12 protein-coding genes are annotated in these 13,040 nt (G+C 38.6%); 7 read left to right on the top strand and 5 right to left on the bottom strand.

The annotated features are described in order from the left end of the window. Positions 1–73: 73 nt before the first annotated feature. Positions 74–2,275: a TonB-dependent siderophore receptor gene (locus F975_RS00935; protein ID WP_004749532.1), complete on the bottom strand. Its 2,202-nt coding sequence runs from the start codon at positions 2,273–2,275 to the stop codon at positions 74–76. A gap of 387 nt (positions 2,276–2,662) precedes the next feature. Beyond that, a complete protein-coding gene (locus tag F975_RS00930; protein WP_004749531.1) occupies positions 2,663–3,556 on the bottom strand; it encodes a LysR family transcriptional regulator in 894 nt (297 codons plus the stop codon). A gap of 94 nt (positions 3,557–3,650) precedes the next feature. On the opposite strand from F975_RS00930, the gene F975_RS00925 reads away from it, so the two are divergent. The 7 genes from F975_RS00925 (at position 3,651) to F975_RS00895 (ending at position 8,794) form a co-directional block, all read left to right on the top strand. Further along, positions 3,651–4,403, top strand: a complete 753-nt coding sequence (locus F975_RS00925) for a sulfite exporter TauE/SafE family protein (RefSeq protein ID WP_004749530.1) — start codon at positions 3,651–3,653, stop codon at positions 4,401–4,403. Positions 4,404–4,972: 569 nt separating this feature from the next. Beyond that, the gene (locus F975_RS00920) at positions 4,973–5,515 is read left to right on the top strand and encodes a GTP-binding protein (protein ID WP_004749528.1); all 543 of its coding nucleotides are present in this window, start codon (positions 4,973–4,975) and stop codon (positions 5,513–5,515) included. 3 nt (positions 5,516–5,518) lie between these two features. Continuing rightward, the gene (locus tag F975_RS00915; RefSeq protein ID WP_034425504.1) at positions 5,519–5,944 is read left to right on the top strand and encodes a roadblock/LC7 domain-containing protein; all 426 of its coding nucleotides are present in this window, start codon (positions 5,519–5,521) and stop codon (positions 5,942–5,944) included. A 109-nt stretch (positions 5,945–6,053) separates the two neighbouring features. Then, positions 6,054–7,013 (top strand): hypothetical protein, encoded by a 960-nt coding sequence (locus tag F975_RS00910; RefSeq protein ID WP_004749526.1) that lies wholly within the window; start codon positions 6,054–6,056, stop codon positions 7,011–7,013. A 46-nt stretch (positions 7,014–7,059) separates the two neighbouring features. Next, the gene (locus F975_RS00905; RefSeq protein WP_004749525.1) at positions 7,060–7,416 is read left to right on the top strand and encodes a roadblock/LC7 domain-containing protein; all 357 of its coding nucleotides are present in this window, start codon (positions 7,060–7,062) and stop codon (positions 7,414–7,416) included. Positions 7,417–8,040: 624 nt separating this feature from the next. After that, positions 8,041–8,436: a rhodanese-like domain-containing protein gene (locus tag F975_RS00900; protein WP_004749524.1), complete on the top strand. Its 396-nt coding sequence runs from the start codon at positions 8,041–8,043 to the stop codon at positions 8,434–8,436. A gap of 16 nt (positions 8,437–8,452) precedes the next feature. After that, positions 8,453–8,794 (top strand): carboxymuconolactone decarboxylase family protein, encoded by a 342-nt coding sequence (locus F975_RS00895; protein ID WP_004749523.1) that lies wholly within the window; start codon positions 8,453–8,455, stop codon positions 8,792–8,794. A gap of 46 nt (positions 8,795–8,840) precedes the next feature. Here the strand turns inward: F975_RS00895 and F975_RS15400 are convergent, their stop codons facing one another. From F975_RS15400 to F975_RS00885, 3 genes are all read right to left on the bottom strand, one after another. Beyond that, on the bottom strand, positions 8,841–9,086 hold the full coding sequence (locus F975_RS15400) for a helix-turn-helix domain-containing protein (protein WP_004749522.1): 246 nt from the start codon (positions 9,084–9,086) through the stop codon (positions 8,841–8,843). Between the two features lie 312 nt (positions 9,087–9,398). Continuing rightward, the gene (cydB, locus tag F975_RS00890) at positions 9,399–10,403 is read right to left on the bottom strand and encodes a cytochrome d ubiquinol oxidase subunit II (RefSeq protein ID WP_004749520.1); all 1,005 of its coding nucleotides are present in this window, start codon (positions 10,401–10,403) and stop codon (positions 9,399–9,401) included. Next, the gene (locus F975_RS00885; protein ID WP_004749519.1) at positions 10,396–11,832 is read right to left on the bottom strand and encodes a cytochrome ubiquinol oxidase subunit I; all 1,437 of its coding nucleotides are present in this window, start codon (positions 11,830–11,832) and stop codon (positions 10,396–10,398) included. The genes cydB and F975_RS00885 overlap by 8 nt, the downstream gene beginning before the upstream one ends. Positions 11,833–13,040 lie beyond the last annotated feature (1,208 nt).

The raw sequence follows: 13,040 nt of genomic DNA, 5'->3' as shown, positions 1-13,040 counted from the left end.
TGACCCAAAATAAAAAAAACTGCTTGCGCCAAACAGCTCAAGCAGTTCTGAATACTTGAAGTGAATTAGAATCTTAGAAATTCACAGTCCATGACAATTGCGCTGTACGTGGTGCACCGAGGAACAAATAGTCGTCTCCAAAGAAACTGCTTGCATCACGCCAGTATTTTTTATTGAACAAATTGTCAATATTGAGTCGCAGTATATTGTCATAACCATAAGCACGGAAATTATAGGCTGTACCCACATCAAATATGCTATAGCCTGGTACTTTGACTGTACCCGATTTGTTCGCATATTTACTGCTGCTGTACTGCATTCCCGCCAACAATCTAAGTCCATCAATCTGTGGTACCTGATAGGACAAGTGGCTGGCAAAACGCAGGGTCGGTACATTTTGAGTTTGATGCCCTTGGTACTCAGCCGTTTGTATGCCTGCGAGGCGTGAACGAGTCAGGGCTAAAGTGGAGGTGATATCTAGGTTTTGGTTTAAACGACCTTGCAGACCCAACTCCAAACCGAGATTATGTTGTTCGCCTTCAGTGACAAAATAATTATCAGAATTGGTATATTGATTGTCCTGTTTCAAGTCAAACACTGCTGCGGTAAAGAGTAACGCTTTCCACTGCTGCTTAATTCCCAACTCATACTGAGTTGAATGCACAGGTGCCAAAGTTTCATAGGCATTACCTTGAATACCTTTAGAAGGATTACCAAAAGCATACCAAGGTGCTTGTCCTCCATCACTTAAACCTTTGGTATAAGAAGCATACAAATGAGTACGTTCCCAAGGTTGATACATCAGTGCAAGTTGCGGAAGGAAGCGGTTAAAATTGGTATCTCGAATGTTGTTACCGTCAGCAGAATAAGCATTTTCATTTAAATGCAGCAATTTCCCACCAAGCAAGACCGACCACTGTGAATTAAAGTCGATCTGATCAAGCAAGTTTAATGCTGTTTGCTGACTTTCTAAAGATTTGTAATGATTGCCCAGAGTTGCAGTAGTAGGGCTATAGGTCGCACTATTACCATAAATATTACCTGTACCAACCCATTCATTAATCGCATTATATTGCGCATGGCGTTTATAGGTCTGTGACAATTCCAGACTCACCGTATGCAGCCACGTTCCTGTATCAAATTTTCCGTTTAATCCTGCTTTAAACTGGTTGGTCAAATAAGTGTCATTGGGGCTACGGTAATCATAAATGTCATAATTACCATTTGGGTCAAAAGTATTGCCTAAACCTGTAACCTGACAAACGCTACTATAATAGCAACCATATGGGAATGAAGAATAATCATCAATAACTGCACGACTTTGTGACGCAGTAAGATGAGCCTTCCAGTTATCATTGATCTGGTAAATATATTTTAAACTGGCACTTAAGCTTTCATCAGTGACAGGTTTACCCCAGCTTTGATAACCCAACAGACGATCCCAACTAATGCCACTTGGTACAGTGGTGCCACCAAGTAACTGATAACCTGGGACAGAACGTTGGCGTTGACGCTGCGATTCAATATCAAATTCGAGTTTTGAACGATCTGAAATTTTCCAGTCCAAAGCCAGAGAGCCAAATGCACGCTGCCCATTGGCGTGTTCAACATAAGGATGTATTTCTTCTTTGGCGAGATTGATACGATAGCCAAACTGCTGATCTTCACCTAGAAAACCACCAAAATCCATTGCAACACGGTTACCAGCATGACTGTCCGTTTCAACCGTTACAGAATGAATGTCTTTCGGGCGTTTGGTGACATAGTTGACTACTCCACCTGGCGTTGACATGCCGCTTTGCATGGCACTAATGCCTTTTAAAACTTCAACTTGCTCTTTATTTTCCAGTGCGACATTTTGTTCACCGCGTAGCAGATTGCCATTGAGCAAATAACTTGATCCAAGATTTAAGGCAAAACCGCGCATCATAAAGTTTGGATAATAACCAATCGCGGCATAACCATCACCAACAGCAGCATCATTTTTCACCACATCGGTGAGCGTTTTGGCATGCTGATCGGCGATACGTTCTGCGGTCACCGTACTGATAGATGCAGGAATATTGAGAATATTTTGCTGGACAAAGCCCGACAAATTGACTTTGGGCTGATAATACGCTGACTGTGACTTTTTCGCCGACACGGTAATAGTTGCCAGTTGCTGAAGATCATCTTCAGCATGTGCCAATACTGGACTCAGTCCCAAATATGACAATGAGCTAACAGCCAGTAATGCCTGTTGTAAACGAGAAAATGAAAATGGATACGTGTTCACGGTATTTGCCTAACCCAAAAAGAAAATTTGCAAGATTGTATTTTTGCGGGCATGAGTATTCACATTTTTTTGATTTTAAACAAGGCTTTCTCGCCATCATCTGTAGATTTTGAGCATTTATCCCGATGAAAGGTAATTTTCACCTCAAATCATCAGATGATGATCAGATCATTTCATATCTGTCGGGTGCAAACAGGTGTAGGGTTACCTTCTACTACGGATATTGTTCACAAAGCACTCAGCTAAATTGCGCCTTAACAGCCTTAGCTCTGATTCATATTGGGTGATTGCTATTTGTTGATAAAGCCACATCGCCACGAGTTTTTGCGTATCTTGTATTTAGATTAAATAAGCTGATTGATATTCACCCATTTAAAACCCAAAACCTTATAAATTGGAAACATCGCATAAGTCCTGAACATAATTTTTTAACAGTGGACTGGCTTGTCGATGGTACGCAATAACCACTTGAGCATAGGCAGCCTGATCTGAAAGTGGAATATAATTTATAGCCATGAGCGTGCGATCAATCATAGACTCAGCAATAATGCTTACCCCAAAACCTTGCTGGACCAAAATCAATTGCATACGTTTACGTGAACGTACAGCAGCAGGTTGCGGATTAAATCCTGAAGCAACACACAAACTGCGTAACACATAACTCATACCGCCACGCTCAGGATGCGGCACAGAAACAAACTTCTCGTTTTTTAAATCAGATACCTGTAAAACCGCACAGTTTGCTAACGCATGTTGCGATGGCAATACAGCATAAAGGCGTTCTTTCTGATATTCGACCAGTTCCAGTTCAGCATAATCATGCGTAAGCACAGGCAAACGTAATATGCCTATATCCAACTGCCGATTGATTAACAGTTCAATCTGCTGTTCTGATGAATATTGACCAATCTCGATACTCACTTGTTGCGTAAAGGCAAACTGCTGAGTTTTCTGTAAAAAAATTTCAGATAAACCAATACTACTGGAATGGGCCAGTGTGAAATAGGCTTGTTTTCCCTGACTCAGTTCTTGTGCCTGTAGGGTTGATTGCTGCAATGCCTGCAACAGCTGACTGGTTTTTTTATAAAAATAGGCGCCTGCGGGAGTTAACCGAATTTGTCGCAGTTCCCGATTAAAAATTTGAAATCCCAGTTCATCTTCAAGCAGCAAAATCTGGCGGCTCAATGCCGACTGTGCAATAAATAATTGCTCGGCAGCCTGATGATAACTGCCTGTCTCGACAATTTTCTTTAAGTACTGCAATTGCTTCATGCTTGGCATATTGATCTCTTTTTTAGATCGTTTATTCAAAAAATGGAATTAGATTAGATCGGAAGAGTGCCTTATGCTCATAAAAAAGAAAAGAGGGATTCATATGTTAGATTGGTTATTTATACAGTGGAATTGGGTTTATCTTCCTATTATTTTGCTTTCATATATCGTTTTTGGTTTTTCTGGGTTTGGAACAACGCTTATTGCCGCTCCCTGGTTAAGCCTGTATATGCCGCTAAATCAAATCATTCCCATGATCGTGATTCTTGATGCAATTGCCTCTATCAAAAACTGGTACCAATTACAGTCAAGCGTTGAATACCGCCAAGTTCGGCAACTTTTCCCATTTATGAGTCTCGGCGCAGGTCTGGGTATCTATCTGCTGGCCACACGTCCCCCGATGTTATTACTCTTATTTATGGCCATTTTTTGTATCAGTTATAGCCTGTACCAATTATTCAAGAAGCCCATCTCTCACCCATCTTCCCGACGTTATTTACATATTCCAATGGGGCTATTTGGTGGCTTGTTTGGTGCATTATTTGGCAGTGGCGGTTTTTTATATGCGCTCTATTTACAACAGAAACTCCCGAACAAGCTACAGATTCAATCCACACAAAGTGTTCTTATTTCACTCAGCACCAGCCTGCGGCTCATTTTGTGCCTGCTCATGGGACTGTATTCTTTACCGTTGTTGGGCTTGGTCATCCTGCTAATTCCCAGCATGCTGTGTGGTGTTTATATCGGTAAAAGAATCACGGCAAAAATGAGTTTAAACCGCTTCAATCAATTCATTTATATTCTGGTTCTGTGCTCAGGTATCAGCTTGCTGATTCGTTATCTGGCTGTTGGTTAAGGGTATGGGATGTATCTTTACGTGTGCAGCGTAATCAGTAGTTGTTGATGACCTCAGACTTTCATCAGCTCAAAGTAACAGCTATAAGCGCAAACACTGCCAAGAAAAACCATGCTCAACCTAAAAATACATATATGGACTGGTATTTATATAAAAACAGACACTTGGCAGAGAAAATTTGTGAAAAATTAAAGTGATATCAACAGGTTTCTACGAGATTTCATCTGTTAGACAACGTCGTGAAAACACTGTTGCTTTAGCCCGTGATTATTTTTGCTGGAAATAATGAATGTTTGACACGAGCCCATAAAAACCAAAATAGATTTAACAAATCTCTCGCTACATACAGCAATAAAAATCCCATCCATTCTTAAAATATCAAATAAATTCACAGTTTATTCACATTGCTAGCTATAAGCTCCGTTTGCAAGATATCCCGATGTTTAATTCATCATTCGCTTGTTCCACCTGCTCGTAAGCAGTTGGTTAAATATACGGTTAAATCGTGTCTGCTTTAGTTCGAAAACAACCAAATAGATTTTATATCTTGATAGAAAGAGAGTATCTATATGATTTTAAATCAATATAAAATTGTTTTTGGCGGCAGTATGGGGGCTGGAAAATCAGCAGCAATCAAGGCACTCTCCGACATTCCCGTCATAGAAACTGAAGCAATCAATACGGATATCAATAGACATAGCAAATATTCCACTACGGTCGGAATCGACTATGGTGAAATCGTGCTTGAGGATGACACCAAAATTGGACTGTATGGCACCCCTGGCCAAGATCGTTTTGATTTTATGTGGTCTATCGTCTGCAAAGGTGCAATTGGCATCAGTATTTTAATCGATCATTCATGTGCAAATCGTTTGCAAGATTTACAAAGCTACATCAGCGCTTTTGAAAGCCATAGTCAAAATATTGTGATTGGTATTACGCATGTCGATCAACACGATGAACAAATGCTCAAGATTTATCGGGATTGGATGAGTTTACACCACTACAGTTACCCAATTTTTGCGATAGATGCCAGACAAAAAGATGATGTTCTACTTATGGTTGAAGTCTTAATTGCTTCTATTGAAACTCACGCGATTGCAATGGTTTAAAGGATGGGCCCGCAAGTGAATACCAATACTCTTTCACGCCAGATTCCTCAAGCATTGATTGAAACTGGCCGTATGCAAATTCATGAATTCTTAAATAATGTGAGCGGTCTTGAGTTTGTCATGCTGTGTTCTTCGGATGGTTTTGAATTAGCTTTGGCGAGTAAAAAAAAGTTGGAAAATACTGGAAAAATTGCTGCTGTCTCTAGCTCGATTCTGGCTATGGTGTCCGCCTTCATTTCAGAAATCAACTTAACAGGCTGTAAGACTCTTTCACTGAATGCGGAAAATGGGCATGTGGTTTTAACAGGTGTAGAACATGCACACTATCCTATGCTGATTATAGCGGTAGGCTCACCTGATATTCTCATGGGGCAAATGCTGTATGCAATCAAAAAAACTTCCGAATCTTTAGCTCAAATCCCTATATAGATGATTGCATATATGAAAAATACGCCACAGTTAATCTTCATGTAATTCACTGTATTTAAATGAATTTAATGACCTATCGCAATGATACATAGCTTAATACGGTTAGAAAATGAAAAAATTTTTACATATTGCTGTGTTTGGTGTTAGTCCGCATGTACTTGAGCAGTTTAAAACCTCAATATTGTTATCTATTCCGCATGGGGTAGAAGTACGTTGGGTCAATATCTCTGAAAAAAACATCGACCTTTTGATGGTTAACGATGCGTTTTTTGCTTCATCTATCATTCAAAAAATTCTCTCGCAGATTCATATACAGTACCTACGTCTGATTAAAGTTCCAGAACAACAGGGAAAGATTGTTGATGACACTTTATCTTATCCTGTAACGCAGCTAGAAGATTTACGTGCATGGATACAAGAGAAATTCTTTAACTACGCATCAGGTTATGCCTTCACTCTACCCTCTGCAACGGTAGAAAAACCTGTCGCTACCACGACCATATTTAATCAATGCTTATTGCCTAGAAATGGTTTTATCCAGTTAGTCGACTATCGTGGATTCTTAGCTTTAGTCGACACCATGACAGAGCGCGTCTGGGTTAACCCATCTCATCCCACCATTTTTTTTGACAACAGCTTGAATCAGACCTATACCACAAATCACTTTGTGCAAGAGACCATCAAAACTCAACCCGCACAAGATTTACGCAGCTGGTTGTGGCAAGTGGCATATCGTTCTACTGATATACAACTTCCAGAGGTTCAGACCAATCAATATTTTAAATTAGAGATTTGGCCAAAATTCGAACAGGGTGATGAGCGTCGAAATCTATTAAAAATTGCGGCATGTTTTGCCCAAGGTGCTCAGATTCAAATGGTAATCAATAAGTTAAATATTCCCGAACAACAAATCATAAGGTTTGTTGCGACTAGCTATATGCTCAAAATGGGTTCATATGTTGTTTCTGATGAGGCTAAATTCATGAGAAATAATGAATCAACTGATCAAAATCAGTTGGTTAAAGTTCGCAGTTTTTTCAAAAAATTGCGTAAAAAACTGGGTCTTTAAATCAATATTCTTATGGGGAAACCCTTAACTTAAGGTAGAAAGTAAAATGAGTCGTATTGTTTTAGATAGTCTAGCTAGTATAGATGGTTTTATTGCAGCAGCATTGGTAGATAGTGAAAGTGGTTTAGCTTTAGCCACGCAAGGAACCAGCATAGATTTAGAACTTGCTGCGGCAGGCAATACAGAAGTTATACGCTCAAAACGTAAAGTAGTAAAAGCACTTCAATTAAATGATAATATTGAAGATATTTTAATTACTCTAGGTAAGCAATATCATTTGATTCGTCCTCTTGAAAGCAATGATAACTTATTTCTATATCTTGTTTTAGATCGTCAAAAATCAAATTTAGCGATGGCTCGCTTTGAACTAAAAGCGTTTGAAAAGGAATTGGACTTTTCTTAATCTTAATTTTGTATTCAAAACAACGTTATCTAAGCATGTCTGCTTGATCTAGGTATTAGACTTCTTTCATAAGTCCCTTTTATTTCTCCCTATGGGAAAAAGATAAAGAGAGTGTAAGTTATGAAAGAGGTCTATTCCATATGATGACTTTTTTTAATTTAGAAAGACTTGCTCTCAAGCGCTTCAAATAAAAGTATGCATATGCACCAAGACACTACAATATGAGAGAAGCCATACAGAGTAAACCAATACAAGAACCCCGACAGAATGTCGGTTTTTTTATGACTTGGCTTAGACTGCTCCCAATATCCTTAGCTTGTCTCCAGTCATAGGGGAAAATAATTTCCAATACTAAACTGAGTCATACCACCACATTTATTCACAAAACAGCCCATAACCATAAGCAAAAAACCTCGTGTAATAAACTTCTTTCACATTTTTATATCCAGTTTATTTTTTCCTGAGTAAAGTTGATGTATATAGTCATAAAGTGCAAAATCGATAAAATAAAACCATGAAACAATTTAAATAAAATTTAAATTAAAAATAATCTTTCATCCTGCTATATTTATCTCTATAATTTAGTTTAAATAATCAACAATGATATTTAAAGGTGGAGTGGAAATGAAAACTTCAAACCAATTGGTAGATGAGGCAAAATCTAAAATCAAGGAAATATCAATCCAAGATTTAAAATCAAAAGCCAGTAATCCCCATATTATCTTAATTGATATCCGCGAACCTGATGAATATCAATCAGGTTATATTGAACATGCGGTAAATATGCCTCGTGGTGTTTTAGAAATGCGTATTCACCAACACCCTTCTGTTTTACAGCACTGTGACACCTTAGTCGCTCTGGAAGCTTTATCTCAGCATGAGATTTACTTGATTTGTCGCTCAGGCGGTCGCTCGGCACTTGCTGCGCTTTCTCTGCAAAATATGGGCTTTCCACACGTTTTCTCTATCGAAGGCGGCATGCAAGCGTGGCAAGACGCCAATTTCCCAATCGTTCAATAACCAAACGGAAATCATCATGAAATTTACTGAACTTACGCACAATATTTCCAATAACATTAAAACCATTCGCCAAAATTCTCCAGAAACAATGAAGAATTTCAATGCATTAGCACAAAGCAGCATGAAAGAAGGCATCATCGATGCAAAAACCAAAGAATTAATTGCGCTTGCAATTGGGGTTGCCAATCGCTGTGATGGATGTATTGGCTTTCATACTCGCAGCCTTGTGAAAATGGGTATGACCTTAGAAGAGCTAAATGAAGTCCTATCTGTGGCAGTTTATATGGGAGGGGGCCCTTCTCTTATGTATGCGGCAAATGCGATTGAAGCTTTTGATGAATTCACTAAAAATCAATAACTTAAAATAAAAACAAATCACCTCAAGGTGATTTGTTTTTTTGTTTTCAGGTTAAATAAGTCACCAATAAATTAGGCGCACGAATAAACAATCTGAGTAAAGACTGTGCTGCACGCGAGGGTTTTCGATGCCCTCTTTCCCAACTTTCTAATGTTCTAACCGATATACCTAAAATACCCGCTAATTCATTTTGGGATATTTTTGAGCGCTTGCGTGCAAAAACAATATCTTTAGGTTGAATATCTGAAAGATTTGAATAATTAAATCGATGTTGCTGTGCTATTAATAACATACCACCCCACAATTAATCTATTTTATTTATCTATATTAAAATCAAAAATTTTGAATATAAGCAAACGAATTTACTTATATTCAGCGCATTATAAAATTCATTTATTTCGCTTAGATCTCTTTTCCAAATATTTATACCCATTTTATTTTTCCTATAGAAATAAATAAAATGGGGGTTACGAAAGAAATTTTATTAATAAGCCAGAAATAATAATCCTCTAAAAATAGCAGCAATTATACCTAAAGCTAAAAAACCCAATAACCATAGCCCTATAAACCATTGCATTTCAGATTTTTTCATATCACATGCATCCTAATGATAACCTTCATCACCCACACGGACTTTGTCACGAAATACCCAGTACGCCATGATGGTATAAATTAGAATGATCGGAATGAGTAACAAGGCCCCAATCAGAGCAAACAACTGACTATTGGCTGGCGCTGCGGCTTGCCAGATTGTGACTGATGGTGGAATGATGTTTGGCCACAAGCTAATCAAGAAACCCGTATAAGCCAGAAACATCAGCACAAGAGTATAAATAAAGGGCCGAAATTCCTGTTTTTGATGACAAGCTTTCCAAATTAAAAAGCTAAACAGCAGCACCAAAACTGGTACAGGGCTGAAATACATCAGTTGCGCCGGATTTAACCAGCGCGCTGCAATCGCTGGTTGCGAATATGGCGTATACAAACTCACCCCTGCAAAAATCACCAGCAGTGCCAGCACAAACTTGGGCATTAAACGATACATACTGTGCTGTAAATCATGCTCAGTTTTAAAGATCAGCCACGCACAGCCCAATGCTGCATACATCACCACCACACTGATGCCTGTGAAAACAGAAAAAGGCGTTAACCAGTCCCAACTTCCACCAAAAAAAATACCATGTTGTGTATGAATGCCCTGAATATAAGCCCCTAGCAAAATCCCCTGAAAAAAGCTGGCAAGGGTTGAACCCCAGATAAATGCTGCATCCCAAAGGTGTTTCGAACGCTGTGCTTTAAAACGAAATTCGAATGCTACACCACGAAAAATCAGAGCAATCAACATCATGACTATCGGTAAATACAGCGCTGAAAGTACAGTGGCATATACCATAGGAAAGGCTGCAAACAGCCCTGCTCCCCCAAGAACCATCCATGTTTCATTACCATCCCAAACAGGAGCAACCGTGTTCATCATCACATCACGTTTTTGCTGATCTTTGATAAAGGGAAATAAAATACCAATCCCTAAATCAAAGCCATCTAGTACGACATAAATCAACACACCGAGTGCAATAATTACTGCCCAAATGATAGATAAATCAATCATGCTTCTGCTCCTGAGTTGGTTGATCAATGCTTTCATCAACTGCACTTAGTGGACGCATTGGGGTTTTAAAATGCCCAACACCTGCAATTTCTTCAGGTTGGGCATAGATAAACTGAGGGCCTTTGTGCATGAGTTTGAAGATGTAGTACACACCTGTACCGAACACTAGGGTATAGACCAGCACAAATAAAATTAAAGTAAAACCGACCTGACTCGCAGGCACACCCGATAGCGCATCTTTGGTACGTAAAATGCCATAGACGACCCATGGCTGACGCCCCATTTCAGTGGTAAACCACCCAGCAAGCAGTGCGATATAACCCGTTGGCCCCATAATGATGGCAAATTTATGCAACCACGATGTTTCGTACAACTTGTTGCCCTTGCGCAGCAGTAAACCAGACAGCGCAAGCAGTAGCATTAACATGCCTAGGCTCACCATCAAACGGAAACTCCAAAACAATACCGTTGAATTGGGGCGATCCTCAGGAGTGAAATCTTTAAGACCTTTAACTTCACCATTGAGTTCATGGGTCAGAATCAGGCTACCTAAATAGGGAATGCCCACTGCATAATCTGTGTGTTCAGTTTGCATGTTCGGAATACCAAACACATACAGTGGCATAGATTCATGATGATTGGTTTCCCAGTGTCCTTCTATCGCTGCCAGTTTGGCGGGTTGATGATGTAATGTGTTTAAACCATGTTGATCACCGACCAAAACCTGAGCTGGCGCAGCAAATAAAATCATCCATAACGCCATGGAAAATGAGCGTTTAACCAAAACGTCCCGACGCCCTCTGAGTAAATGCCATGCAGAGGTTCCTGCAACAACCAGTGCTGATACTAAAAATGCAGCCACGGCCATATGTGCAAAGCGGTAAGGGAAAGATGGGTTAAAAACGATTGCAAGCCAATCTTTCGGTACAATCACCCCATTTTCAATCGCAAATCCTTGCGGAGTTTGCATCCAGCTATTGGAAGACAAAATCCAGAACATGGAAATACATGTTCCTATAGCGACCATCAACGTGGCAAAAAAATGAGCGCGTTCACCAACTCGTCCCCAACCAAACATCATGATGCCAAGGAAGCCTGCTTCAAGGAAAAATGCAGAAAGCACTTCATAACTCAATAGAGGGCCTGTGATACCACCAGCAATACGTGAGAACTCAGCCCAGTTGGTGCCGAACTGATAGCTCATAACTACACCTGAGACTACCCCCATGCCAAAAGCTACAGCAAAAATTTTGATCCAGTACTTAAATAAATCCCGATACACAGGATCACGCGTTTTTAACCAGCGCCCTTCCAGTACGGCTAGAAAACAGGCTAATCCAATCGAAGTGGCAGGAAAAATAATATGGAAAGAGACCGTAAACGCAAACTGAATACGCGCCAGTTCAAACGCTGTTAATCCGAGGCTCATTGATTGACCTCTTCTTGGTGAACGAATTCTTGCATCACCAGCCAGCCAGACATCGTCATTTATTCACCTTCTTCATACAATTTAAAAGTTTTGTTCAAAATAAATGTTCATCGTCTTAAACATACAGTTGGCTTAGGTCAGAAAATTACACAGAAAAATCTAAAATTGACATCAAAATTTCCTGACAGAAGCAAACGTTGCTTTAGCGTTAAGGCAAATTTGATGCCAAATCAGAAATAATTTTTATTTATATAAATATCAATAACTAATAAATAAGAAATATAAATTTATGAAAAATAATTATTACAAAATTGTTTCAATGAACATAATGAAACATTGCAATCGAAACATATGAAATATAAACAAGATCGATTCACTACTTTATAAAATAGATCCATCAATCAAAAAAGCAGCAACCAAATTGACTATTTTTCATTCAATCTAAAAACACATACTTTGAAAACTTAGTATTTGATTATAGGTTTAGACTTATTTATCTATTTATTCATAGGAACATATATGGAAGCTGTGATGTTCCATGAACAATTCGCATGTTTAAAATAACGCTATACTTCTAATGTGTCTTCATGTTTGAGATAAATTGATATGAATCTGATTCAGTTGAGTTTTTAAACCACATAAAACCTATTTCTATCGCTATTTCCATATACATTTTCGCAATCCCTAGTTAGCTGAATCTAGATCAAGCGGCACATAAGGTTAAATTCTGAATTTTCTATACGACAAAGTTATTTAACTTATGAAAGTTACCTAAGTTAAAATTTTTAAGTTTTGTCAGGAATCTGTCCATATATGCATATCATGGCTGAGCATTGGCTATCAGAAATAACATATTGATTTCATTATGATCTGTATCATGAATAAATTAATGATTGGCTAATAAGTTATAAAGTTACTTAACTTACGCAAGTTACTTAAGTTGTAAATCTTAGATGTTGTCAGGAATCTGTCCATATATGCATATCATGGATGAACATTGATCATCAGCAATAACGTATTGATTTCATTATGATCCGTATCACAGATAAATTAACGATTGATTTATAAGTTATAAAGTTATTTAACTTATGTGAGTTATATAAGTTATGAATCTTAAGTTTTGTCAGGAATCTGTCCATATATGCACATCATGGCTGAACATTGATCATCAGCAATAACGTATTGATTTCATCATGATCTGTATCATA

The organism is Acinetobacter brisouisimilis (genome assembly GCF_000368265.1).
Classification (GTDB): Bacteria; Pseudomonadota; Gammaproteobacteria; order Pseudomonadales; family Moraxellaceae; genus Acinetobacter.
This window is presented reverse-complemented; position numbering and strand designations above follow the sequence as displayed.

Excerpts from the sequence above, each read along its gene's own strand:
- F975_RS00900 (WP_004749524.1), top strand. The coding sequence starts at position 8,041 with ATGAAAACTTCAAACCAATTGGTAGATGAGGCAAAATCTAAAATCAAG.
- F975_RS00895 (WP_004749523.1), top strand. The coding sequence starts at position 8,453 with ATGAAATTTACTGAACTTACGCACAATATTTCCAATAACATTAAAACC.
- F975_RS00920 (WP_004749528.1), top strand. The coding sequence starts at position 4,973 with ATGATTTTAAATCAATATAAAATTGTTTTTGGCGGCAGTATGGGGGCT.
- F975_RS00885 (WP_004749519.1), bottom strand. The coding sequence starts at position 11,832 with ATGAGCCTCGGATTAACAGCGTTTGAACTGGCGCGTATTCAGTTTGCG.
- F975_RS15400 (WP_004749522.1), bottom strand. The coding sequence starts at position 9,086 with ATGTTATTAATAGCACAGCAACATCGATTTAATTATTCAAATCTTTCA.
- F975_RS00905 (WP_004749525.1), top strand. The coding sequence starts at position 7,060 with ATGAGTCGTATTGTTTTAGATAGTCTAGCTAGTATAGATGGTTTTATT.
- cydB (WP_004749520.1), bottom strand. The coding sequence starts at position 10,403 with ATGATTGATTTATCTATCATTTGGGCAGTAATTATTGCACTCGGTGTG.
- F975_RS00910 (WP_004749526.1), top strand. The coding sequence starts at position 6,054 with ATGAAAAAATTTTTACATATTGCTGTGTTTGGTGTTAGTCCGCATGTA.
- F975_RS00930 (WP_004749531.1), bottom strand. The coding sequence starts at position 3,556 with ATGCCAAGCATGAAGCAATTGCAGTACTTAAAGAAAATTGTCGAGACA.
- F975_RS00915 (WP_034425504.1), top strand. The coding sequence starts at position 5,519 with ATGGGCCCGCAAGTGAATACCAATACTCTTTCACGCCAGATTCCTCAA.
- F975_RS00925 (WP_004749530.1), top strand. The coding sequence starts at position 3,651 with ATGTTAGATTGGTTATTTATACAGTGGAATTGGGTTTATCTTCCTATT.